General features: G+C 44.4%; 23 protein-coding genes. 10 read left to right on the top strand and 13 right to left on the bottom strand.

Annotated features, from left to right (window positions below; all coding sequences use genetic code 11):
* Position 1: 1 nt before the first annotated feature.
* The 3 genes from BK026_RS10280 to aceK form a co-directional block, all read right to left on the bottom strand.
* Positions 2-1,420 carry a sensor histidine kinase KdpD gene (locus BK026_RS10280; protein WP_071815785.1) on the bottom strand — a complete coding sequence of 473 codons (1,419 nt, stop codon included), beginning with the start codon at positions 1,418-1,420 and terminating at the stop codon, positions 2-4.
* The gene (locus tag BK026_RS10275; RefSeq protein ID WP_071815784.1) at positions 1,417-2,097 is read right to left on the bottom strand and encodes a response regulator transcription factor; all 681 of its coding nucleotides are present in this window, start codon (positions 2,095-2,097) and stop codon (positions 1,417-1,419) included. Before BK026_RS10275 ends, BK026_RS10280 begins: the two co-directional genes overlap by 4 nt.
* Positions 2,098-2,256: 159 nt before the next feature.
* Positions 2,257-4,014: a bifunctional isocitrate dehydrogenase kinase/phosphatase gene (gene aceK / locus BK026_RS10270; protein WP_071815783.1), complete on the bottom strand. Its 1,758-nt coding sequence runs from the start codon at positions 4,012-4,014 to the stop codon at positions 2,257-2,259.
* Between the two features lie 179 nt (positions 4,015-4,193).
* Between aceK and BK026_RS10265 the strand changes: the two genes are divergently transcribed.
* Positions 4,194-4,592 carry a response regulator gene (locus BK026_RS10265; RefSeq protein WP_071815782.1) on the top strand — a complete coding sequence of 133 codons (399 nt, stop codon included), beginning with the start codon at positions 4,194-4,196 and terminating at the stop codon, positions 4,590-4,592.
* A gap of 58 nt (positions 4,593-4,650) precedes the next feature.
* Here BK026_RS10265 and arsB read toward each other — a convergent pair whose 3' ends face one another.
* From arsB to BK026_RS10235, 6 genes are all read right to left on the bottom strand, one after another.
* Positions 4,651-5,679 (bottom strand): ACR3 family arsenite efflux transporter, encoded by a 1,029-nt coding sequence (gene arsB / locus BK026_RS10260; RefSeq protein WP_071815781.1) that lies wholly within the window; start codon positions 5,677-5,679, stop codon positions 4,651-4,653.
* A gap of 22 nt (positions 5,680-5,701) precedes the next feature.
* Positions 5,702-6,469 carry an arsenical resistance protein ArsH gene (gene arsH, locus BK026_RS10255; RefSeq protein WP_143142115.1) on the bottom strand — a complete coding sequence of 256 codons (768 nt, stop codon included), beginning with the start codon at positions 6,467-6,469 and terminating at the stop codon, positions 5,702-5,704.
* Positions 6,469-6,936 carry an arsenate reductase ArsC gene (locus tag BK026_RS10250; protein ID WP_071815780.1) on the bottom strand — a complete coding sequence of 156 codons (468 nt, stop codon included), beginning with the start codon at positions 6,934-6,936 and terminating at the stop codon, positions 6,469-6,471. The genes arsH and BK026_RS10250 overlap by 1 nt, the downstream gene beginning before the upstream one ends.
* A gap of 130 nt (positions 6,937-7,066) precedes the next feature.
* The gene (locus BK026_RS10245; protein WP_071817587.1) at positions 7,067-7,411 is read right to left on the bottom strand and encodes a metalloregulator ArsR/SmtB family transcription factor; all 345 of its coding nucleotides are present in this window, start codon (positions 7,409-7,411) and stop codon (positions 7,067-7,069) included.
* Between the two features lie 136 nt (positions 7,412-7,547).
* Positions 7,548-8,237, bottom strand: coding sequence for a hypothetical protein (locus BK026_RS10240; RefSeq protein WP_071815779.1), 690 nt, complete (start codon positions 8,235-8,237; stop codon positions 7,548-7,550).
* Positions 8,238-8,407: 170 nt separating this feature from the next.
* Positions 8,408-9,175 (bottom strand): hypothetical protein, encoded by a 768-nt coding sequence (locus tag BK026_RS10235; protein WP_071815778.1) that lies wholly within the window; start codon positions 9,173-9,175, stop codon positions 8,408-8,410.
* 173 nt (positions 9,176-9,348) lie between these two features.
* On the opposite strand from BK026_RS10235, the gene BK026_RS10230 reads away from it, so the two are divergent.
* The 3 genes from BK026_RS10230 to BK026_RS10220 all read left to right on the top strand — a co-directional run bounded on the left by BK026_RS10230 (position 9,349) and on the right by BK026_RS10220 (position 12,031).
* Positions 9,349-10,647, top strand: a complete 1,299-nt coding sequence (locus BK026_RS10230; RefSeq protein WP_071815777.1) for a sensor histidine kinase — start codon at positions 9,349-9,351, stop codon at positions 10,645-10,647.
* A complete protein-coding gene (locus BK026_RS10225; RefSeq protein WP_071815776.1) occupies positions 10,644-11,288 on the top strand; it encodes a response regulator transcription factor in 645 nt (214 codons plus the stop codon). Before BK026_RS10230 ends, BK026_RS10225 begins: the two co-directional genes overlap by 4 nt.
* A gap of 137 nt (positions 11,289-11,425) precedes the next feature.
* Entirely contained in the window at positions 11,426-12,031 is a 606-nt protein-coding gene (locus tag BK026_RS10220; RefSeq protein WP_071815775.1) for a DUF642 domain-containing protein, read from the top strand.
* Positions 12,032-12,109: 78 nt separating this feature from the next.
* Here BK026_RS10220 and BK026_RS10215 read toward each other — a convergent pair whose 3' ends face one another.
* Positions 12,110-13,267 carry an S-(hydroxymethyl)glutathione dehydrogenase/class III alcohol dehydrogenase gene (locus tag BK026_RS10215; RefSeq protein WP_071815774.1) on the bottom strand — a complete coding sequence of 386 codons (1,158 nt, stop codon included), beginning with the start codon at positions 13,265-13,267 and terminating at the stop codon, positions 12,110-12,112.
* A 187-nt stretch (positions 13,268-13,454) separates the two neighbouring features.
* On the opposite strand from BK026_RS10215, the gene BK026_RS10210 reads away from it, so the two are divergent.
* The 5 genes from BK026_RS10210 (at position 13,455) to ung (ending at position 20,271) form a co-directional block, all read left to right on the top strand.
* A complete protein-coding gene (locus BK026_RS10210) occupies positions 13,455-14,333 on the top strand; it encodes a LysR substrate-binding domain-containing protein (RefSeq protein WP_071815773.1) in 879 nt (292 codons plus the stop codon).
* Positions 14,334-14,682: 349 nt separating this feature from the next.
* Positions 14,683-17,148, top strand: a complete 2,466-nt coding sequence (gene thrA / locus BK026_RS10205; protein ID WP_071815772.1) for a bifunctional aspartate kinase/homoserine dehydrogenase I — start codon at positions 14,683-14,685, stop codon at positions 17,146-17,148.
* Positions 17,149-17,269: 121 nt separating this feature from the next.
* Positions 17,270-18,214: a homoserine kinase gene (gene thrB / locus BK026_RS10200; RefSeq protein WP_071815771.1), complete on the top strand. Its 945-nt coding sequence runs from the start codon at positions 17,270-17,272 to the stop codon at positions 18,212-18,214.
* 102 nt (positions 18,215-18,316) lie between these two features.
* On the top strand, positions 18,317-19,600 hold the full coding sequence (gene thrC, locus BK026_RS10195; protein ID WP_071815770.1) for a threonine synthase: 1,284 nt from the start codon (positions 18,317-18,319) through the stop codon (positions 19,598-19,600).
* Positions 19,600-20,271 carry a uracil-DNA glycosylase gene (ung, locus tag BK026_RS10190; RefSeq protein ID WP_071815769.1) on the top strand — a complete coding sequence of 224 codons (672 nt, stop codon included), beginning with the start codon at positions 19,600-19,602 and terminating at the stop codon, positions 20,269-20,271. The genes thrC and ung overlap by 1 nt, the downstream gene beginning before the upstream one ends.
* A 263-nt stretch (positions 20,272-20,534) precedes the next feature.
* Here ung and BK026_RS10185 read toward each other — a convergent pair whose 3' ends face one another.
* The 3 genes from BK026_RS10185 to tal form a co-directional block, all read right to left on the bottom strand.
* Positions 20,535-20,711 carry a DUF3545 family protein gene (locus BK026_RS10185; protein ID WP_012519516.1) on the bottom strand — a complete coding sequence of 59 codons (177 nt, stop codon included), beginning with the start codon at positions 20,709-20,711 and terminating at the stop codon, positions 20,535-20,537.
* A gap of 361 nt (positions 20,712-21,072) precedes the next feature.
* On the bottom strand, positions 21,073-22,722 hold the full coding sequence (pgi, locus tag BK026_RS10180) for a glucose-6-phosphate isomerase (RefSeq protein ID WP_071815768.1): 1,650 nt from the start codon (positions 22,720-22,722) through the stop codon (positions 21,073-21,075).
* 14 nt (positions 22,723-22,736) lie between these two features.
* On the bottom strand, positions 22,737-23,696 hold the full coding sequence (tal, locus tag BK026_RS10175; protein ID WP_071815767.1) for a transaldolase: 960 nt from the start codon (positions 23,694-23,696) through the stop codon (positions 22,737-22,739).
* Between the two features lie 400 nt (positions 23,697-24,096).
* On the opposite strand from tal, the gene BK026_RS19520 reads away from it, so the two are divergent.
* Positions 24,097-24,321: a hypothetical protein gene (locus tag BK026_RS19520; protein WP_139308981.1), complete on the top strand. Its 225-nt coding sequence runs from the start codon at positions 24,097-24,099 to the stop codon at positions 24,319-24,321.
* Position 24,322: the final 1 nt, after the last annotated feature.

The following is a 24,322-nucleotide window of genomic DNA, read 5'->3' as shown; positions in this document are numbered from 1 at the left end:
GCTACACTTTTACATTGGGATTGTCCGGCAAGCAAAACACGACTCCTAGTCCATGACCTTTCATCAAGGGATCATGGACGAACCAGATTCTACCATCATGGAGTTTGATAATGGCCGAAACTAGTGAAAGGCCCAACCCATTACCTTTGCTGGTTCTACTGCCATCTGCTCGGTAAAAACGGCGCTCAAGATGAATCAAATCATGCTCCGATACGCCTATTCCCGCATCATTTATTGCTATAACAAGATTGCCCTTTGTCCTGGTCATTTGAACGTCAACTGCGCTACCTTCTTGTGAGTATTTAATAGCATTATCAAGGACATTGGCGACAGCCTGAAAAAGAAGATTAGGATCTGCGTGGATACGTGCATTTTTGAAGCTGCTGGATAGCGTAATATTGCGTTCCTCAGCCAGTGGGTGATAAAGGTCAACTACGTCTTCTACAATGGCGCGTACGTCGGTACTACAGAACCCTTCCTTTTTGTTTGTGGTCTCAAGGCCGCTTATTCGCAGCAGGCTGTTGAACATATTGAGCAAGTTATCTGCTTCTTGCGTGGTGTCCTCGCGAAGTTGATCGTCTTCAATTCTTTCCAATGTATTGCGAAGCCTAGAAAGCGGTGTGCGCAAGTCGTGGGCTATACTGTCTGTTACTGACTTAATGTTATTTACTGAGCTTTCAATGGTATCCAACATCTGATTGAAGACGAAAGAGAGGCTGCTTAAATCATCCCAGCTACTATCAATCTCTAGCCGTTCTTGCAGGCTGCCGGTTTTGATAATTTTATCGGCAGTTTGCGACATACGGTTTATGCGGTTTACCACGTAGACCGCTATGGCGAAGCTAAGAATACTTAAGGTGCAAAGTAAAACTACGATAATCCAGCTGAACGTTTTGCCAAACCACTGTGCACTATATAGGTCATCAATACCGCGGCCAACGTGCAATACATGATCACCCAAAGAGATTTCTTGAATGAGGGCTTGTCTGAGCACCTTTTTGTCAGATGTGGCAGGATCAATGATGACGATCTCAGCAGTGTTGAAGTTAGCGTTGTCGTAACGTTGCAAAACTAAGGGAATTGTTGCGATATTCCCCGCCACAATCTTCTCGTCTTTACTAAGGGCTACAAATGTACGCAGCGACTCGAAATCGTTTTCTCTATCCGAGTGGGCACTGTGAGGTAGCATATTGCCTTCAGCAACAGTAGATTTCACCGCTTCAATGCCCAATGATTCGTAGATCGCATTTAACGCCGTTACTTTTGCCGTAATAGCCGCGTTTGACTCGGATATGAATAGGTCGCTGCTTGTAAGGCGCCAGAAGTACACAATAAGCACAATGGCAATACAAGCTAGGGTGGTAAGCAACGTGCCCACGCGAAAGCTTGAGCTTCGCGTAAAGTCACGAATTGCTATCACGTACGCCCTTCCGCTATGCGGTAACCTGTGCCTCTCACTGTTTCTATAAGCGGCACGTTAAACGCCTTGTCGACCTTCTGTCGCAGCCGGCTTATGTGCACGTCTATAACATTAGTTTGAGGATCAAAATGATAATTCCACACCTGCTCCAATAACATGCTGCGCGTGACAACTTTGCCTCTGTGGCGCAACAAACATTCTAACAGTTGAAACTCTTTAGACTGTAAATCAATCTCTTGCTCGCCGCACAGAACTTTTCTGTTAACTAAATCGAGTGTGAGATCACCCACTTTTATTAGTGTTTTATCTTCGCTTTCTCTATTTCGGCCAGCTAAACCTTCCACCCTAGCGAGTAGCTCTTCAAAAGCAAAAGGCTTCGTAAGATAGTCGTTCGCGCCCGTACGTAAACCCTTTACTTTGTCTTCTACCTGACTTTTTGCACTGAGAAGCAGTACAGGCGTATTGTTTCCGTCATTGCGAAGCTTCTCTAAAACAGAAAATCCGTCCATTTCTGGTAACATCACGTCTAAAATTACCGCGTCTAAATCACCAGAAGAGGCTTCTTTTATGCCAGAAACACCGTCGCCCACGGTGATACATTCATGGCCTTCGCCTAGCAGTCCATTTGCGATATGCGAGGCAACCTTTGGATCATCTTCTACAAGTAGCACTTTCATTTTAACGCTTCTTTCATTCAATCAACTGCAGGTGGCTTGCTAGTGTTCCGCATTACACAGTTTAACACTGCGTAAGTCTTTGCTTAGTGCAGAAAACTACAAACGTTTGAAAACAATGTTGCTTCCATGAGCTTTTACGAATGTACTGTGTATAAACGATCACTTTATCGGGTTTTTGCTAGTCTGGGTTCTGTCTAAGAAGCTCATTTTAGGGTTGTAAGGTGTAAAATGTTGTACATCACCACGTGCGCATTTTTCTTGCACTTCAAGCCAGTACTCAGGAGTCATTAGGTCGCCGTGTAAACGCTTCAATGTGTCTTTAAACTTCCGTTTTCCAACGATGAAGTGCTCAAACTGTTCAGGAAAAACGTCATTTGGCCCAACCGACAGCGAATCGATGGCATACGGGTCATCCGATTTGGGTAATGCTCTAAAATTACGCTGATTCATCAAGCAAATTTCGTCGTAGTCGTAAAATATAACTCGCCCGTGTCTCGTTATACCGAAATTTTTGTGGAGCATGTCACCTGGAAATATATTCGCCATCGCAATTTGTTTTATGCAAAGGCCGAGTTCATCTAAAGCCCTAGTTATCTTATCTTCATCTGTCTCTTGCTGAAGAAACAAGTTAAGAGGCGTCATTTTTCGCTCAATATACATGTGCTTTATAATGAGTTCTGTTTCCGTAAACTCCAGGCTCGACGCACACGTTTCTTTCAATTCTTCAATAAGTTCAGGCTCAATTCTATCTAATGGAAACCTGAAGTTTACGTACTCGTGGGTATCTGCCATTCGACCGACACGGTCAGACATTTTCACTAACTTATAGCATTCTTTAACGTGTTCACGAGTGATTTTTTTACTCTCTGCAAACTCGTCTTTAATGATCTTAAACACCACGCCATAAGAGGGCAGATGAAAAACCATCATTACCAAGCCGCGGATACCGGGTGCAGCCTCGAATTTGTCATCTGACTCGTCCATATGCTGTAAAAAGTTGCGGTAAAATACCGTTTTACCGTGTTTGTAGTGGCCCATCGCCATATAAAGTTCGAAGTGTTTTTTATTTGGGAGAAGCTCTTGCAGAAAAGCAGCAACTTCCGCCGGGTTTTGCGTATCAGCCATAAAATAGCTGCGAGCAAAACCAAAAATAACGCTTAAGTCTTTGCGATCAGTTAGAAGTGCATCTACAAACATATGTGGTTCGTTGTAGCGGCGCATAGCGATAACAAACGGCAGCGTTTCGTCGGGCATGCAAATTCGCCCAATCAAATAAGCGGCTTTTCCTCTAAAAAAGGTAGGTTTGAGGATTTCCACCGCTTGCACACTGGCCAACTGTTCTTTGTTCAGTCTAGCGCGAAGTGCTGTTTCAAGGTTTTGCAGGTCTCGTTCAAAGTTTTCAAACGGAATATTGTATCGATAAATTTTAAATATCGACTCGTACATCTCACGTACCGTGGTAGTGGTGTCGAAGCTGTTTATCACCTTGTCTCTGTCTTGCCCAGGCAAAAAACAGCGGCTGGGCAGGACAAACATCATATCGTTGTCGATTTTTCTATGCTTAAACAGGCGACCAATTACAGAGTTGTAAAAGGTTTCGGCTAGCTCAAACTGCGGATGACCCTCTAGCTGCAATGCAAACACTTTCTTAAGCTCTCGCCAAAAGGCGTCGTCCTTTTGATGTACTTGAGTGAGCTGGTAAATTTCAGCGACAGCATCTGACAGGCTTTGCTCGTAAATGGTTATTCTCTCTTTAGAGGCGAGCTGAGTTTCTTTCCAATTTCCTTTTTCAAACCGTTCCTGAGCGCCACGAGTGATGCGGGTGAACCATCGATAACTCTTATCAAAATGAGACAAAGTTTGATAAGCAACTTTTCTCACCAAACTCTTATCTTGGCTTGAAGCTAACTCTTGCATGGTCGTGTGTTCCTAGTTTTGTTACCTGTTATATCTATCACAAAATAGATAGCTTGAAGAGTGAAGTTTGACGAAGATAGCAATTAAGTTACCAATTATCAGACACTTTTTTGTTTTATTATACTTTCGTTTAATGTATTCTTTTGACGGATAAATAAGCAATTATAAGTTTGTATTTGATGGGTTTTAATATTCTTATTTGTGATGACTCGGCGCTGGCGCGAAAAATGGCGAGAAGCAATTTGCCAGAGTGCTTTGCTGAAACTATTTACGAAGTGTCAAATGGTATGGACGCGTTGGAAGTATTGGCTCATCACACTATAGACTTGGTTTTACTGGACCTGACCATGCCTGTTCTTGGTGGTATCAGTGTGTTGAGTGAAATAAAACGCCGTCAGCTAGAAACATTTGTTATCGTCGTGTCTGGCGACATTCAGCCAATGATGCAACAAAAAGTAATGTCTTTAGGTGCACTGGGCTTTATAGAAAAACCGATTCAACGGGACGTGCTAACGTCAGTTTTGCAGCGCTTTGGCTTTATTCTTCCCGATACTTACAACTCACCGATCGCAGTTTAGTACTTAGCATTTGAATCGTATTAAAGAGCGAACCGTGGTTCGCTCTTTTTATTAGCGCTTACTCGAACCAGTGGCGCGTTTTGTTCGCAAACCACACTAGCGAAAGCATAACCGGTACTTCAACTAACACACCCACCACAGTGGCAAGTGCTGCGCCGCTGTGTAAACCAAATAACGAAATAGCGACGGCTACTGCCAATTCGAAAAAGTTCGACGTACCAATCATACATGCTGGTGCGGCTACATTGTGGGGCAGCTTTATGCGTTTTGCGGCAAAGTAGGCAATAGCAAAAATACCGTAAGTTTGTATTAGTAGCGGTATTGCGATAAGCACGATGTCTTGCGGCTGCGATAAAATAGTTTCGGCCTGAAGACCAAACAAAATAACAATAGTGAGAAGCAGGCCAATAACTGAAAAGGGTTTAAACTTGCTAACCAATGCGTCAACAGCGCCATTTCCTTGCGTGTTATTGCCTTTATTTTCCAAGCGACGGCGCGTGATATAACCCGCGACCAATGGCAATACAACATACAGTGCAACAGAAAGCAGCAGGGTATCCCACGGTACGGTTATATCTGTTACACCTAGCAGCATGGCGGTAAGCGGTGCAAAGGCAACGACCATAATCAAGTCGTTAATTGATACCTGGACTAACGTGTAGTTAGCATCCCCTTTGGTAAGGTGACTCCACACAAATACCATCGCTGTGCATGGAGCGACGCCCAGTAGGATCATGCCGGCAATGTACTCAGTGGCAGTTTGCGGATCTACCCAGTCGGCAAAAATGCCTTTAAAAAATAGCCAACCCAATAATGCCATAGTGAACGGCTTTATCAGCCAGTTAATCACCAAGGTCAGTACAAGGCCTTTCGGCTTTTTACCCACATCTTTAATTGAGCCAAAGTCTATTTGTACCATCATTGGGTAAATCATTAGCCAAATAAGTACTGCCACTATCAGGTTTACGTGCGCATATTCAAGCGCCGCAATAGACGCAAATACTCCCGGCATGGCATAGCCTAGGCCCACCCCTGCAACAATACAAAGGCCAACCCACACTGATAAATAACGTTCAAAGAAACCCATTCTGATTCACCTTTGTCTTACTTTACAACGATTTTTGATTAACACGCTTACTCACTTCTTCTGCGCTTTCAACGCGCTCAGAATAGCGGTCAACGAGAAAGTCTTTGTTGTCGCGGGTGAGCAAAGTAAATTTCACCAACTCTTCAACTACGTCCACAATGCGGTTGTAGTAAGGTGACGGCTTCATGCGACCATCGTCTTCAAATTCTAAAAACGCTTTTGCTACAGAAGACTGGTTAGGGATGGTTAACATGCGCATCCAGCGTCCTAAAATACGCATTTGATTTACCGCATTAAATGATTGTGAGCCACCAGATACCTGCATAATGGCCAGCGTTTTCCCTTGTGTCGGACGCACGCCGCCAAGGCTAAGCGGTACCCAGTCAATCATGCTTTTCATTATGCCAGTCATGCTGCCGTGACGCTCAGGTGAACACCAAATTTGCCCTTCAGACCACATCATAAGCTCGCGTAGCTCTTTAACTTTCGGATGTGACTCATCTTCGGTATCTGGCTGCGGCAAACCGCGAGGGTCAAAAATTTTGGCCTCTGCGCCAAAGTATTCAAGCAAGCGCGCTGACTCTTCTATAACTAGACGGCTGTAAGAACGTTCTCGCAGCGAGCCGTAAAGTAACAAAATGCGCGGCTTGTGATCTGAGAACGTTGATGCAAAGTTAGCCATAATGGGCTTATGCATTTGCTCCATTACCGCGTTATCAGAAGGGCTTTGTGCTGATGATATGTCTGGGCTTTCGGATACATTTGAGCTCATAGATTCACCTTTACTCATTACTGTGCGCCTAATTTTGATAGTGCCTCTTTAAGTGCTGCTTTATCTAAGTTTTTCTCAGCAAGTTCTGCTAATGCCGCTACACGCTTTTCAATAATATCTATGGTGTTGTTGAATGCGGCGGCTTTCTCTTGCTCGCTACCTTCTAACTTTGACGGGTCTTCTAAGCCCCAGTGCACTTTAAGCGATTTACCGAAATAAACAGGGCATGACTCACCCGCCGCTGAATCACAAACGGTGACGACAAGATCAGCGTCATAATCTTCAAATTCATCCCACGACTGACTTTGAAGCCCGTTTGTATCAAATCCTCGCTCTGCAAGGTATTTAAGAGAAAGAGGGTGTACTTCACCGACAGGCTGGCTGCCCGCACTGCGCGCTTCTACATTACCGTTAGAGGCATTAGTGATGGCTTCGCAAAGAATACTGCGGCAACGGTTGTGCGTACAAATGTATAAAATTTTCATATAAAAACCTTATTTAAATGGCTGATGCTACTTTGAATAGCTATCAAAAAATTAGAAAAGTTAATAAGTAAGCCGCTTGCAATGTGCTAAGGACAAGCACCTTAGTGTTGTAGATCAAAGTATGTGAGCGTTAGCAATTCTCGCAGGACAAATTCGCTAATGGCTCATCAATGTATGCACTATTATTGGACGCAGTGTTTTTGATAACCTCTAGTGCCCAAGCAGGTAAGTCAGGGTGAAGTTGGTAATACACCCACTTCCCCTTGCGGGTATCGAGCACTAAGCCGCATTTTCGTAAATCTGCAAGATGCCGCGAAATTTTTGGCTGGCTTAGTTGAAGCGCATCGGTGAGGTCGCACACGCATAGTTCGCCTTTTACGCTAAGCATAAGCAGCGTCTTTAAGCGAGTGTCTTCCGACAGGCATTTAAAAAATGCTAAGGGCGCTAACTGCCCAGGTTCACAACAAGTCGACATAAAAATCATCACATATGAAATTTCGTATGTGATGTATCGTATATGAAATTTCGTATGTGTCAATAACGCATCTGAAATTTCATATATGTTTGATGTAGTGGAAGTGGTTTAAAAAACTATGAAGTAGCCCAGAAATCTAATGGCTTTCAGGAGCGGCAGCCTCAAACGACATTGCTACTTGTTTACCGTTTACCTCATTGTAATGAGAAATAACGTCGTTCATAAACGCGTACCATGTAGGATTTGGGTGCCAAATAGCCATAAGGTCTTTTTTGGCAGCTTGTTCACTTTCTCCCAGTACGTTAATTCTATAAAGATAGGTAAAAGCGGCACCTCGCCAATTCAGTTTGCAGTGCGTGAGTACCTTGTCTTTTTCGATATCTACGCTTTGCATGAATGCTGCGTAGTTTAAAAAGTTGGCTAATGTGGGGCCTTCCCAATCAACGGGCACATTAAAGTAATCTAGACCTAATTCTGAGGTAGTTAAAATCTCACTAGTTCTATTTCCTGGGATCAAGTCTATAACGTGCGTCACTCCTTCCTCTTTCAGCAAAGAAAGATGAGAGGCATCAGGCAAGCCTGAAGAATACATAAAGGGCGCGTTTTTTTGGAAGTTAGTTAGCGTTGCAAGTGTGGGTTTGGTATTCATTTGCGTTTGTCCACCCGTTTGCACTGTTGAATTGTCTTCATGATATGCATTCGCATGTGCACTTAAACCTAGCACTAAACTAATACAGGCCGCACAAACAGCGAGACTGCGCTTAGACGTTTGAAATGATGGTGTGCCTTTCAATATTTTAAGTGCTGCTGATTGGTGCTTTTTCATGATTTAGCGCTCTGTGTTCACACGGGGTAATGGTGGCGTTATTGCCATTGTTTACGTTACACATTTGATTGTGTCTTGTCCAAGCGGCAATGCCACCGATAATTAAACAGGCCCTAACCGTGGCATTGATAACAACTGCTGAATTGAATTTTCACATATCACTTTTAAGGTTAACTTTTAACTACCTTAGGTTTTAAAGAAAGTGTATTACGACCAGGTGATTTTGGTTTGTATTTAAAGCTAAGCCAGATGGAAAAAGGAACGCCTATTAGGGCGGGTAGAACCCAGCTGATAATTTGAAGTGACGGTGAGCCTTCAAATAATGTGCGTCCCCCAAAAGCGAAAAATGCGGTGTATGCACCTATACCAGAGCCAATGATATGCCCAATGTGCTCAGTTACCCACGCACCTGCAACGATGTCTTTTCGATAAACATAGCGCACAATACCAATGGCATTTAACAGTGCAATAGGGGCAAAGATACACGTTAGCGTTATGCCGTATGTAATACCCTGATACAACGCTATGGAAGCGACGACAAAAAGCACTACGGGTAGCCACAGATACTCGATAGTACGCAGTTGCTCAAGATTTTGCTTCGCTTTAAGCACCGCTACGGAATGCCTTACGTTGTTCCATACCAACAGGCTTAACATCAGCAAAAAGAGATATTGACCTCTAAGATAGGCAGTGAAATGAGCAACAGACTCAAAGTGCTCGGGCATTGTTGGGTAGATGACTAGCGGAATAAACAACACCATAGTAGAGCTGATAACGCCACTAATAGACGTAAATAGCATTGCTTTTATATAGTAACCACCAAATTGCTTGTGGGTTTTTCCGCCCTTTTTCGTAAGACTAGGCACCCAAAACAGTAAAAGTGACAGAGCACCCGTTAAAATATGAAGCGTTACTATAAAGCCATGAATTGTTTGCATCTTGCTTTCCTCTGGCAATAAACAAAATTGTAGGCTTATAGTGATAACTTCACGAGATTGACAACAGTGCCAGAAGTCATGAAATAAAAAGTGACTTCTGGCCTATGCATTGAACTGTGTTTTTTGTCAAAGTAACGCTATAAGAACGAAAAGATATAGGTAGTCAGAAACAAATGAAAATCTCAATCCCTGCTCATTGGCGGGTGAGCATCGATATTGAGCGCGCATCTGCATGCATTACGTGGATGTTTGTAAGCGGCTCTGCACTTTACTTCTTGTATCATCAATACTCGTTCATGCATTGGCGAACTCTCTCTGCCATTGCTATTTTTGGTATGCTCGCAGTGACTTTTGTTATTGTCAGTAGGCATGACCACAGTAAGCCCTCGTTAAGGCTGCCAACGTTATGGGCGATGTTTCTATTAGCGGTTCTGAGCCAGTTTTTGCTTCCCTATGTTTACCTTGCCATCTTCGTTGTTATTTGGTCCGCCATTCTTCCTTACTATGTTAATTGGAAAACGTGCGTCGTGCTTTCAATACCATTGGCTCTGCCCACAATCCTTATCCAAGGATGGGTGTGGCAAGAACAGCAAGCTTTCTTAACCGGCGCGCTTTTTTGGACATTTAATTTATTTGCGATGATCATGTCAAACACGGCCATTAAAGAATCGAAAGCACGTGAAGAAGCTGATGCGCTTAATAGACAATTGTTGAGTACTCAGCAACTCATGAAGCAGGCGCTTACTCAGGATGAACGCCTGCGGATAGCGCGAAACATTCACGATGTTTTAGGGCATCATTTGACGGCGCTTACCATCAACCTTCAAGTCGCTTCGAGAAAGGCGGATTTATTAGAGAGCACAGAATCGCAAGCCATAAAGCAACACGTTGAGCAGTCCCATAGTATCGCAAAGCTTTTACTCTCTGATGTTAGAGAAGCGATTTCTGATATTCGGGAAAATGCGGCTATCGATTTTTCATTAGCGGTAAACGCACTGATTAAAGATTTGCCTAGGCCGATGGTAAATCTGCACATTGACGACGATTTGATGTTAACCAACGTGCGAATTGCCGATTGCCTTTTGCGAAGTATGCAGGAGGCACTAACTAACGTCATCCGCCATACACAGGCACATTATTTTTCTATATCACTAACGCAACACAACGGCGCTTATAACCTACTCATGCAAGACAGTATGGTGCCACATGCTGCTGATAAGACAATAAGTGGCGAACAGCCAAGTAGCATACCGCTTTTCGACAAAGCACCATGTAGCTTTTCAGAAAGCGCTTATGTAGAAGGCGTTCAAGAGGAAGCAGGGCCGAGCGTATCTGACATTTCAAAGCGTGTAGTGGCTGGCAACGGCCTAAAAGGAATGCAGGAACGGGTTCACGAGCTAAATGGAACTATCAGCTGGCAGCAAACCGAGCAGGGTTTTCGCATCGAAATTCATATTCCGGAGGGCGAATGAAAACACGCCTTATTTTAGTTGAAGATCAAATGCTGGTGAGAGAAGGGATCAAATCGCTTTTAGGGCTCGATGATAGCGTTAAGGTTGTTGGCGAATACGAAAATGGTCAGCAGCTCATTGATAGTGAAAACGCTTTAAACTGTGATGTGATATTAATGGATATTCGCATGCCTAAACTATCGGGTATCGATACTTTGCTTGCACTGAGTGAGAAAGGGATTAGTACGCCAGTGCTTATGCTTACAACGTTTGACGACCATGAATTGGTGAATGGGGCAATGCGCGCCGGTGCAAAAGGATATCTGCTTAAAGATGTGTCGCTAGAAACCCTAGTAGACACTATTACACAAATAAAAAATGGCAAAACGCTGATTCAGCCTGCGGTGACCGAAAAAGTGTTGCAAGGCTTGAAAGGACTTAACGTAGAATTTGAGTCGTTCGAAAATCCTGAGCCCCTTACTGAGAAAGAAGTCGAAATTCTCCGTTTGATCGCTGCGGGTTACAGCAATAAGGAAATTGCAGATGCCATGTTCAAATCAACAGGCACCATTAAGAACCAAGTTTCTTCAGTCATGGCTAAGCTTGGCGTAAGAGATAGAACGAGAGCTGTGCTTAAAGCGTTAGAGCAAGGAATCATATAGGGCGTGGCGGCCCAGTTATACTTTTATATAACATGCGAAAGAATAAGATACACAGGTTGGACCACTTGGTATGATACTGTCTGAGCATTAAATTAGTGTTGGAGTATCACTTGAGTAAACGGACAGCATTTATATTCATGTTTTTTTTTAGTGTGAGCATAACGGCGCATGCTAACTTGATCTTAAATGGTAGTTTTGAAAGCGACGACATCAAAAGTAATAGCTGGAAGCCATTTGCTGAGGACACAGTAACGGGCTGGAGCGGAACTGATATGGAGCTCTGGGACAATTTCAACCGGTTTAACGCTTTCGATGGTAGCCAATACGCCGAATTAAATGCGAATGTTAGAGGCGTTAGCTATTCCATTTTTCAAAACTTTAAAACCGAAGCGGGTACAACATACGACGTATCGTTTGCTTATGCTGCCAGACGCAATGGAGAAAGCTTTAAAGTAGATATATTCAGCGAAACAGACAGCGTGTTGTTTACTCAAGTATTTGATGATCACAATGTCAAACGCTGGTCTGTATTTTTCGGTGATTTTACAGCTCAAACGTCGCTGACTACTATTCGCTTTTCGAGTTTAAACGCGGGTACATACGGCAATTTTATCGACAACATTGTGGTAACCGAAGCACCGAGCTTTTCTGCGAGTGTATCTAGTGTTTCTGAACCAGCAAGTTTGGCAATTTTGCTGCCTTTATCGGCTTTGGCACTAATAAGACGCAACAGAAAAAAGTAGGCTCAATGCGCTAGATATCAAAAAGGCCCGCATTAATGCGGGCCTTTGTTTAAAAACATATATCTATGAAGATTGGTACTATTTATCCATATGCACAACAGAGCGAATGCTTTCACCTTTATGCATTAAATCAAACGCGTTGTTGATGTCATTAAGACCCATGGTGTGAGTGATAAACTCTTGAAGGCCAAAATCACCATTTAAGTATTGCTCAACAATACCTGGCAGCTCTGAGCGACCCTTAACACCACCGAATGCAGAGCCACGCCATACACGACCTGTCACCAACTGGAATGGACGTGTTGAAATTTCTTGCCCTGCACCGGCTACACCAATGATCACAGATTCGCCCCAGCCCTTGTGACAGCACTCAAGTGCAGAACGCATAACGTTTACGTTACCAATGCATTCAAATGAGTAGTCAACGCCGCCATCGGTCATTTCAACAATCACTTCCTGAATCGGCTTGTCGAAATTCTGTGGGTTTACCACGTCAGTTGCACCAAGCTGTTTTGCCAGGTCAAACTTACTTTCATTAATATCAATACCAATAATACGACCAGCACCCGCCATGCGTGCTCCAATAATGGCGGACAAACCGATACCACCTAACCCAAAGATAGCAACGGTGTCGCCTTGTTGTACTTTCGCCGTTTTAAGTACCGCGCCCATACCGGTTGTTACACCACAGCCAAGTAAGCACACTTCTTCTAGCGGGGCCGTTTTATTTACTTTCGCTAGCGATATCTCTGGTAAAACTGTGTACTCAGAAAACGTTGAACAGCCCATATAATGATAAATTGGTTCACCGTCTTTAGAGAAGCGGCTAGTACCGTCTGGCATTAAGCCTTTACCTTGTGTTTCGCGCACCGCTTGGCACAAGTTAGTTTTGCCTGATTTACAGAACTTACATTCGCCACATTCCGCGGTGTAAAGAGGAATAACGTGATCGCCAACTTCTACACTGGTCACACCTTCACCGACCATTTCTACAATACCGCCGCCTTCGTGCCCTAATATCGAAGGGAATACGCCTTCAGGATCATCACCGGACAGCGTAAATGCATCAGTGTGGCATACGCCAGTTGCAACGATCCGTACAAGTACCTCGCCTTTCTTGGGAAGCTCTACGTCCACTTCTTCCATCTTTAACGGCTCACCCGGGCCCCACGCCACCGCAGCTTTTGATTTAATGTGGGTTTGACCTTCTTGCAACGAATCTTTGAATGACGCCATGTAATGACTCCTTAATTATAAATCTTTGGTGTTGTTTTATAGGCCAAAGTATAGGAGACGGATTACTAATGATAAATACAGTTTTAGTAAATCACTATTTCATATTTGTAATAATAAGTTTTGCCAAATAGACTGTAATAAGAAATAAGTGCTGCGTTTAAGAACGTATCAATAGTGAGTGGCAATAATGAAATATCTTGAGGGAATAGCCGAATTTTGTGCCGTAGCTGACGTTGGCAATTTTACCGGGGCTGCAAATAAGCTAGATACGTCAGTGGCGCAGATAAGCCGTAAAGTCGCGTCACTTGAAAAGCAGCTAGGCGTAAAATTACTACAGCGTACAACGCGCAGCGTATCGCTTACTGAAGCGGGTACGCAGTATTTTCAGCAGGCAATGCCTGCGTTAAAGGCGCTCGAAGATGCTCAGCTAGCAGTAAGCGCACTGCAGGCATCGCCGCAAGGGCTCATTAAACTTACCGCTCCCGTAGCGTTTGGCGAAGCTTTCATCGCGCCTTTGCTCAATACCTTTATGCAAAAGTACGCTGGCATAAGCGTGCACTGCACCTTTTCAAACGAAAAGCTTGATATTGTTGAGCAAGGTCTCGACCTAGCTATCCGCATTGGCAAACTAGATGACTCGACACTGGTTGCCAAAAAGCTAGCTACCCGACATTTATTTGTATGCGGAAGTAGGGATTATTTTAAAGAGCAAGGCCAGCCTAAAAATATTGAAGAGTTAAAAGAGCACTCGTTACTGGTGGGGTCACAACCTTATTGGCGTTTATTTATCGATAATAAAATTCAATCTATTCCTGTGCAGGGAAGGGTACGCTATAACAGCGGAAACGCCCTATGCAGCGCCGCGATTGCTGGTTTGGGAATTGCACAGCTGCCTGGCTTTTATGTGCGTAAAGCACTAGCCTCTGGTCAGCTAATAGAACTATTCCCCGAGTACAAAGACAAGCAAGAGGCTATTTGGGCTGTATTTCCTTCAAACAGAAATGTTGCACCTAAAATCAGGCTGCTAGTGGACTTTTTAGCTCAACATCTTGTCTCAGATAGCTGAAGCGCGGTTCCAATGTTTCCTCTGTGATCACAATTGGTAGCTTACGATGCTTGTAAGTGTCTATACTGAAATCTTCATTTGTACCTTAAAAAGAAATATTAACCAAAGAGTGTTGCACTTTTTGCAATACAGTGTAGTGAAAACTGCGGTTGACATATAGACGTCTATACGGCAAATTGCTTGTATGAAAAAGATTCTACTTACTCGCACCACCATTATGTTAATTACCACCTTAAAAAGGGCGGTCGCTGACTAGTGCAAGTAAGCAAAAGACAACGAAAGCCCGCCTAACACAGAGCGGGCTTTTTTTTACACACGTTTTAGCATGCGTAACCTTAAGGAGCAGCATATGAAAGTCTTAAAGTTTGGGGGTTCTTCTCTAGCCGATGCACCGCGATACATGCGCGTTATGGAAATTAGCACGGCAACCCACCAAACCGACGGTGCTGCGGTTGTACTCTCTGCCCCAAAGGGGGTAACGAACGCGCTTTCACTACTATGTGAACAAGCAGCCGCGGGTGAAGATTTCCAGCCGTTATTCAATAAGTTGAACGACACGGTTACCGGCATTGCCAACAACCTAAACGAAGAACTCGACGGGTTTGCACACGCAAGCGTTGTAGAATTCATCAATAGTCACCTTTCAGTATTAAAACAGCACCTTGAAGGCATTAAGCTACTTGGTGTTGCACCTGATAATGTTGCTGCCGGTATTCTAAGTATTGGTGAGTACATCTCGGTGACGCTTTTTAGCGCTATGCTATCTGCCCAAGGTATCGCTAATCGCGTTATCGACCCGGTTAAGTATGTGCTGGCCGAAGGCGATTACTTAGACAGTATTGCCGATGTGTCGCTTAGTAAAGCGCGCTTTTCAGATGTGCCTACTGACGGCAGTGAATTTCTTGTTATGCCGGGGTTTGTTGCTGCAAACGAAGCGGGCGAGAAAGTCACGCTTGGGCGTAACGGATCAGACTATTCAGCGGCCATTTTAGCGGCGTGTATAGACGCAAGCTGCTGTGAAATTTGGACAGACGTAGACGGTGTGTATAACGCTGACCCGAATCAAGTGGAAGGCGCGGTGCTGTTAGACAAGCTTACCTATCAAGAGGCGATGGAGCTGTCTTATTTTGGTGCCAAGGTGCTTCACCCGAAAACTATCGGCCCAATTGCCCAGCACCACATCCCTTGTCTGATCAGAAACACACTAAACCCAGCTGCGCCTGGTACGTTAATCAGTAATGAGAAGAGCGAAGTGTGGACGTCGGTTAAAGGTATTTCTCAGCTTGATAATGTAACCATGTTTAACGTAGCAGGCCCTGGTCTTAAGGGCATGGTTGGCATGGCAAGCCGTGTGTTTGAGGTGATGTCGAACGCCAATATTTCAATAAGCCTTATCACCCAGTCATCATCGGAATACTCAATTAGCTTTTGTATTCAAAGTAAAGATGCCAGCCGTGCATTAACGCTACTTGAAGATGCTTTTGCGCTAGAGCTTCAAAATCAATTGCTAGATCCTATCGAAGTGCGACATGACCTGGCTATTGTTACTTTGGTTGGCGATGGAATGCGTCAAACTAAAGGGTTGGCAGCGCGTTTCTTCAACTCGCTTGCCCAAGCGCGGGTGAACAACGTTGCTATTGCTCAGGGCTCTTCAGAGCGCTCTATTTCAACGGTAATTGAGAGCAAGCGTGCTAAGAAAGCGGTAAAGGTTATTCACCAGAATTTTTTCTCTGACCGCCATACCATCGACGTATTCCTAGTGGGGTGTGGCAATGTGGGCACTGAACTACTAGGACAAATTGAAAAACAACAGCCAGCGTTGTTAAAACGCAATATTCAACTGCGCGTTTATGGTATTGCGAACAGCCGTAAACTGCTGTTAAACAGTCAAGGTATTGATTTAAGCGGTGACTGGAAAGCAGCACTTGAATCAGCGAGCGAAGGATTGAGTGTTGAACGCCTACATCAGTTCGCCAACGATAATAGTCTGGTAAACCCGGTGATTGTTGACTGTACTAGTCACGAAGCGATTGCACAGCAATACGTAGATATGATGGAAAGCGGTTTTCACGTGGTAACGCCAAACAAAAAGGCGAATACCAGTGAGATGTCTTACTACCGTAAGCTACGTAAAACAGCACTTACCACGAATCGTCAATATCTTTATGAAACAACGGTGGGTGCGGGTCTTCCTGTTATCGATAACCTACAAAAGCTTTTTAGTGCAGGCGATGTATTGCATCGTTTTGAAGGTATTCTTTCGGGCAGCTTGTCTTACGTATTCGGTAAGCTTGAAGAGGGAATGAGCTTGTCGCAAGCGACACAAACGGCTAAAGATAATGGTTTTACAGAGCCTGATCCACGCGATGACTTAAGCGGCATGGACGTAGCACGAAAGCTACTGATCATGGCCCGTGAAGCTGATTTAGCGTTAGAACTATCTGACATTGAAATTGAATCTGTACTGCCAGAAGGCTTTGCTGAAGACTGTTCAATTGACGAATTTATGCAGCAGTTGCCAGAGTTAGATGCGTTGTTTGGCGAAAAGGTTGAAGCGGCTAAAGCAGAAGGTAAAGTGCTTCGTTATATTGGCAGTATTGAAGACGGAAAATGCAAAGTAAGCATTCAGGCTGTACCGGCAAGCAACCCGCTTTCGCAGGTAAAAGACGGTGAAAACGCGCTGGCGATTAACAGTGACTACTATAGCCCAATCCCCTACGTGATTAGAGGTTATGGTGCAGGTGGTACGGTAACGGCTGCAGGGGTGTTTGCTGACATTCTGCGTACTATGCCGTGGAAACAAATGGCGCACTAAGGGCTAAATAACGCTTAGCTTGCTTAGCGTAATGAATAAGCGGTTAAAGTAAGAAACTCGAAGGTGCGACTTAGGCCAGTGATTTATCACGTTAAGTCGCAAGCGAAGTAAGAGATATAATATGAAAGCATTAACGGCCTTTGCGCCAGCTTCAATTGGAAATGTAAGCCTAGGCTTTGATGTATTGGGCGCAGCGCTTGCGCCAGTTGATGGCACTAAGCTTGGTGATGAAGTTGAAATAAAAGCGGCAGAATCATTTTCATTAGAAACAGTAGGGCGCTTTGCTCATAAACTTCCTGGCGATGCAGATAGCAATATCGTCACTAAATGCTACCACTATTTTTGTGAGCAAATGGAAAAGTCTGGAAAATCGACCTCTCCTGTTGCGCTAACCCTTCACAAAAACCTGCCTATTGGCAGTGGCTTAGGCTCAAGTGCTAGTTCAATCGTTGCAGCTTTCGCAGCGCTTAATGCTTTTTTCGACAACCCGTTTGATGAAGATACATTGTTGATCATGATGGGGGAGCTAGAAGGCCAAATAAGTGGCAGTGTCCATTACGATAATGTAGCACCGTGCTACCTGGGCGGCATGACGCTAATGACGGGTAGCGACGCACCGGTGACGCTATCATTGCCTTTGAACGACGATTGGTACTATGCCGTTTGTTATTCGGGCATTAGCGTATCGACAGCGGCTGCTCGCGATATCTTACCTAAGCAGGTGGATATGGCGACGGCGCTAACCTTTGGTCGACAGTTAGGCGTGTTTGTTCACGCTTTACATGCGGGTAACTTTGATTTAGCGGCGTCGGTAATGAACGATGTTATAGCCGAACCTTATAGAAAATCGCTACTGCCTGGCTTTGATGGGGCGCGTGCATTTAGTGAGCAAGCGGGTGCACTTGCTTTTGGTATTTCAGGCTCAGGGCCAACGGTGTTTGCTGTATGTCCAAGTAAGGCGCAAGCGGAAGAAGTCGCAGCATATCTAACCGCGAACTACATTCAAAATGAAGATGGCTTTAGCCATGTGTGCCAAATACCAAGCCAAGGTACTATTATTTCTTGAAGGTACATGATTTCCTAAAGGCAAATGATTTTCTAAAAGCGAAATAATTTTTTAAAAGATTAAAAGGGCAGAGTACTTGCCCACATAAAAAGGTAACAGCAAGTGGAATTGGTAAATTTAAAAGATTCATCGGACACAGCAAATTTTGCTGAAGCCGTTAAGCGGGGTTTAGGTAAAAACCAAGGGCTTTATTTTCCAGAGCATATTCCTTCCCTAGACAATATTGACGAATTGTTGGAAAAGCCATTTGTAGAGCGCAGTATTGAAGTACTACGCGCGCTTATAGGCGATGAACTGAATAATGGCGAGCTAGAAGAAATTGTTCAGACCGCATTTGCTTTTGGTGCACCAGTCGAGCAGGTCAACGATAACGTATACTGCTTAGAGCTTTTCCACGGGCCAACGCTTGCGTTTAAAGACTTTGGCGGCCGCTTTATGGCGCAAACTCTGTCGCGTATTAGTGAAGGGAAGCCAGTAACCATTCTAACCGCGACATCAGGTGACACTGGCGCGGCTGTAGCACATGCATTTCACGGCATTGACAATATCAACGTGGTTATTTTGTTTCCAAAAGGCAAAATCAGCGCGCTACAGGAAAAGCTATTCACTACGCTTGGCGGTAACATTCACACCGTTGCAGTAGAGTCTGACTTTGACGCATGCCAATCGCTTGTAAAAACCGCGTTTGACGACCCTGATGTACGTGAAGGTCTTCATTTAAACTCAGCAAACTCAATCAACATCAGCCGTTTGCTAGCACAGGTTTGCTATTACTTTGAAGCGGTAAGTCAGCTGCCGAAAGAGAAACGTGACCAGCTCGTTATTTCAGTACCAAGCGGCAACTTTGGTAACCTTACGGCTGGCATGATTGCTAAATCCTTAGGTCTACCTATTAAGCGTTTTATCGCGGCAACTAACCTAAACGACACCGTGCCTCGCTATCTTAAAACAGGCGAGTGGGACCCTAAAGCGACCGTTGCAACTATGTCTAACGCGATGGATGTGAGTCAGCCAAATAACTGGCCGCGTATTGAGGCGCTTATCGAGCGTGGTTACATCGACAAAGCGTGCCTTAAAGGTGAGATGGTTGACGAAGAATATACGCAGCTTGCTATGCGTCAATTAGCGCAACAAGGCTATACCAGCGAGCCTCATGCCGCAATTGCCTATCGCGCGGTAAGTCACGACTTAGAAGACGGTGAAATAGGTTTGTTCTTAGGAACGGCCCATCCAGCTAAGTTCAGAGAAACGGTCGAAAACGTGCTAGGTAATCCAATCAGCCTACCAAAAGCACTAGCCGATGTAGCAGGCGAAGACAGCTTAGCGGTAGACTTACCCGCGTCTTACGATGCACTTAAGCAGCATATGATGGATTTGCTTAAGTAATGACACCATCGGTTCCGACATGGCAAAGCGCGCTTAGTGATGAAAAGCAAAAAGACTATTTTGTTACGTTGCTTGAGCGCGTGAAGCAAGCGCGTGAAGCGGGAAGCATTATCTACCCGCCTCAGCCTGATGTATTTAATGCGCTGAAATACACGCCGCTAGACGAAGTTAAAGTCGTGATCTTAGGTCAAGATCCGTACCACGGTCCTAATCAAGCCCATGGACTTTGTTTTTCAGTAAAAGCTGGCATTAAAACACCGCCTTCGCTTAAAAACATGTACAAGGAGTTATTGACCGACATTGATGGTTTTACCGAGCCTAATCACGGTACGCTGACGTCGTGGGCAGAGCAGGGCGTATTGCTGCTTAATACTGTATTGACGGTTGAGCAAGGTAAAGCACACAGCCATGCGAAATGGGGGTGGGAAACCTTCACTGATAAGGTTATCGATGTGGTCAACGAGCACTGCCAAAACGTTGTGTTTCTTCTATGGGGAAGCCATGCGCAAAAGAAAGGTAAGCACATAAACCGTGAGAAACACCACGTTTTACATGCGCCTCATCCGTCGCCGCTTTCAGCACACAGAGGCTTCTTAGGTTGTAAACATTTCAGTCATACTAACGAATACCTTATTGCCAAGGGTAAACAACCCATCAATTGGCAGGTATAGTACTTGCAGAAATCGCAGCTAGCCACACAGCAAGAGTGGTTGCCTTATTCAGTGCCTATCAATAGCTCATTAGATAAATGCCTAAATAGCTATAAGACCATGCTATACGGTGTTGTGCGGTCTGGCCGCAATTAGGCACAGAGCATATTCCTTAGCTATTCGCTATTACATAGAGCCCGCGAAGAAACAGCATGCTTGCACGTGAAGCATTTACAGCTCGCTAGAAAGTAAAAAGGCCGCCTGTGTAACAGGCGGCCTTCGTATTATCTTTCCAGTGTCTCTAGCTCGTACTCGAAACCACAGTCGAGTTCGGCAAGTTCTTTTTCTAATTTGTAGCGATCTTGTAGCGCTTCGATTTCTCTCCACTTACGTTTTTTGCTTTTGGTTTTTGCTGGGCTTGCTTCGATGTCTAGCATGGCAAATAGATCTGATTTATCCACTGGGATCTCCTTTTTATACCACTACAACTAATACAGAGTTCTTGTTTTTAATTCCCTCTGTACAATTTTGTATCACAGCCGCCACTAAAATAAAATAGTTTAATTTACCTTTTATTAACAAATTGTGACGATATGATGACAAGGGTAAGGAAAGAACAGTGTGTTTAAAGCGTAAACAATAACTGTATGTATTTGATCCTATTTGTTTTATTAGTAATCAATTATACAGTGCTACGGTTATCAAAAGTGTCTGTCGTATAGTCGATGAATACCGCAACAAAAAACGGCTAGCTTCCGAAAAAGCTAGCCGTTCAGTTTGTTATTTGCACCAAGTGGGTGATTTTAAATCACCTCGCATTCCTTATTTTGGTGCATTCGCTGCTCTGAATTTGGCAATCAATTGTTGTGTTGAAGCGTCGAAATTGTCTTTGTCTGCTTCGCCTTGAATGCCCGCAAGTACTTGGTTTCCTAGTACTTTGCCTAACTCAACGCCCCATTGGTCGAATGAGTTAAGGTTCCAGATAACACCCTGAACGAATACCTTATGCTCATACATTGCAACCAGCGCGCCAAGTGTTTTAGGCGTAAGGCTATCAAACAAGAAAGTATTGCTGGGCTTGTTGCCAGGCATGGTTTTATGAGCGGCCAAGCGTTTACGTTCAGCATCGTCTAGGCCTTTACCCTCAAGGTCTGCATAACACTCTTCAAAGGTTTTACCCTGCATTAGTGCCTGTGTTTGACCAAAACAGTTAGACGCAAGCATAGCGTGATGTGTGTCGTCCTGGTTAGGAACGTTAAGCGGCAACATGAAGTCTGCCGGGATAACGCCAGAACCTTGGTGAATAAGCTGGTGAAAGCTGTGCTGACCGTTTGTTCCTTCGCTCCCCCAAATAATTGGGCCAGTAGGGTAGTCTACGTTCTCACCTTCCTGCGTAACCTCTTTACCGTTACTTTCCATATCTAACTGCTGTACGTAAGCAGGTAAACCGCGAAGGTAGTGGTAGTAAGGCAGCAACACATGAGACTGTGCATCAAAGAAGTTTCTGTACCATACGCCTAATAGCGCAAGCAATACAGGCATGTTTTCTTCTAGCGGTGCAGTGGTGAAATGGGTATCCATATCAAACGCACCATCAAGTAAGCCTTTGAAGTTTTCAAACCCAAGGGCAAGCGAGATAGGTAAGCCAATGGCAGACCACAGTGAGTAACGACCGCCTACCCAATCCCACATAGGGAAAATATTGTCGGCGCTTATACCAAACTCGGTGGCTGCTTTAACGTTTGAAGATACGGCTACAAAGTGTTTAGCGATATCTTCTTGTTTACCGCCAGATTTTAAGAACCAGTCTTTAGCGGTAAGTGTATTTTGAAGCGTCTCTTGGGTAGAGAAAGATTTTGATGACATGACCACCAGGGTCTCTTCAAAATTAATGCTAGATAGCACATCGTGAATGTGGCAACCATCAACGTTGGCAACAAAGTGAACTTTTACGGCATCAACGGTATGCGGCTTAAGTGCCTCGGTCATAATCTTAGGACCCAGGAACGAACCACCAATACCAATTGCCACAATGTGCTTGATAGGCTTGCCGGTATAACCTTTGTGTTCACCGCTGTGAACCGATGCGGTAAACGCTTCAATTTTTGCAAGCGTAGCATGCACTTCAGGCATTACGTCTTCGCCATCTACCAGTACCTTACGGTCTGAGAAATTACGAAGTGCGGTGTGAAGCACAGCGCGACCTTCTGTTGCGTTAATCTGCTCACCAGAAAACATCGCGTCGCGAAGGGTTTCTAGTTTGCACGCTCGGGCGAGGTCGAAAAGCCCTTTAAGCGCGTCATCATTTACACGGTTTTTCGAGTAATCAAGAAAAATACCGCAGGCTTCAAGCTGCATCTTATCTGCGCGACTTGCATCTTGTGCAAACCAGTCGCGCATGTGCGCATCTTTTACCGTTGCAGCAAGTTCAGACAGCTTTTTCCATTCAGGAAGCGAAGTTAAAACACTCATTGTTTCAATAGCCCTTACGCGCTTAGTTTTTCGCGAAGCATGGTTTCAAGTTTTTCCTGATCTGCGGCGAAGTTGCGGATGCCTTCAGAAAGCTTTTCGGTTGCCATTGCATCTTCGTTCATTGCCCAGCGGAATTCGCTTTCTGTTAAGCGGTCACCTGGTGTTTTTGTAGCGCCATTGTCTTTAAGTTTAACTTCTAGCTCGCCAGGCTCGTTTGCCAGTTCTTCTAGCAGTGCTGGACTAATGGTTAGACGGTCACACCCTGCCAACGCTTGAATTTCACCAATGTTGCGGAAGCTTGCGCCCATTACAACCGTGTTGTAGCCGTGCTCTTTGTAGTAGTTATAAATTTTAGTTACTGATACTACGCCTGGATCTTCATCTGGTGCGTAAGACTCAGTACCGGTCGCTTTTTTGTACCAGTCTAAAATGCGCCCTACGAATGGAGAGATAAGATAAACACCGGCCTCTGCACAAGCTTGTGCTTGGGCGAAGCTAAATAGAAGCGTTAAGTTACACTGAATGCCTTTTTTCTCTAGTTCCTCTGCTGCCTGGATACCTTCCCAAGTAGAGGCAATTTTAATAAGAATGCGTGACTTATCGATACCCGCGTCTTCGTATAGCTGAACCAAACGCTCCGCTTTTTCGATAGTGGCGGCAGTGTCAAACGATAGGCGTGCGTCTACTTCAGTCGAGATTCGGCCAGGAATAGTGGCAGAGATTTCTTTACCAATCGCTACCGCTAGTTTGTCTGCTGCATCGGTAAGCTGTTGGTCGGCGTCGTTTGACTGAAGTTTTGCCCATGCTACAGCATCATCAATTAGGCTTGCATATTGAGGAAGACCAGCCGCTTTTAAAAGTAGCGACGGGTTAGTTGTGGCATCGACTGGTTGATACTTTTTAATGGCATCGATGTCGCCCGTGTCGGCAACAACGGTAGTGATATCACGTAATGAAGCTAACTGATTGCTCATAATTCTCTCTGTTCTTTATCAAAATAAATTTTGGACAACTCGCTGGAAAAGCCAGTTGAATAAAACGGTTCGCTTGCGCGTGTGTAGGGCTTCGCGCTTACGTTCTTTTTTACCAGTTCTTAGTTCTTTAATAAGTACTGGTACATGCAGCGCTTTGGTAATTGAGGTACGTTCACGAAGGGTGTATCTCAATTATTGTTTGAATAATTATTTGTAACGCTATTTATATCAAACCCGTGTGACAATTCATACATACAATAGCGACAAAATGGCTAATCGGATTTCTCTGTTAAGCCAATTTACGTCTTTCTTATGCCATTTTGCTTTTTGAAGCGTATCAGGTGATACAATACTGTAATACCATTCCGAATAGATCATTACCCACTCAGCGAGAGTTAAAATGCTCGTAATCGCGGCGTGTCACCGCAGGTATAGTGGTTCTACATTAAGGTGGCACAACAAAGAGTACGGGCATTTTAAACTCGCCCTTCGGGAAGGTCTGGCAAGCTTCCTAGCTTCATTCTGGGAATTTGAAAGGGAACAGCCATTCCTGCATTCCCACGCTTTGCTAGGAAACTTGCCAGAGCCTTCTGAGTCGGCAATGATCTATGCGGATTGGTATTAAA

It is taken from the genome of Alteromonas sp. V450, from assembly GCF_001885075.1.
Lineage (GTDB): Bacteria > Pseudomonadota > Gammaproteobacteria > Enterobacterales > Alteromonadaceae > Alteromonas.
This window is presented reverse-complemented; position numbering and strand designations above follow the sequence as displayed.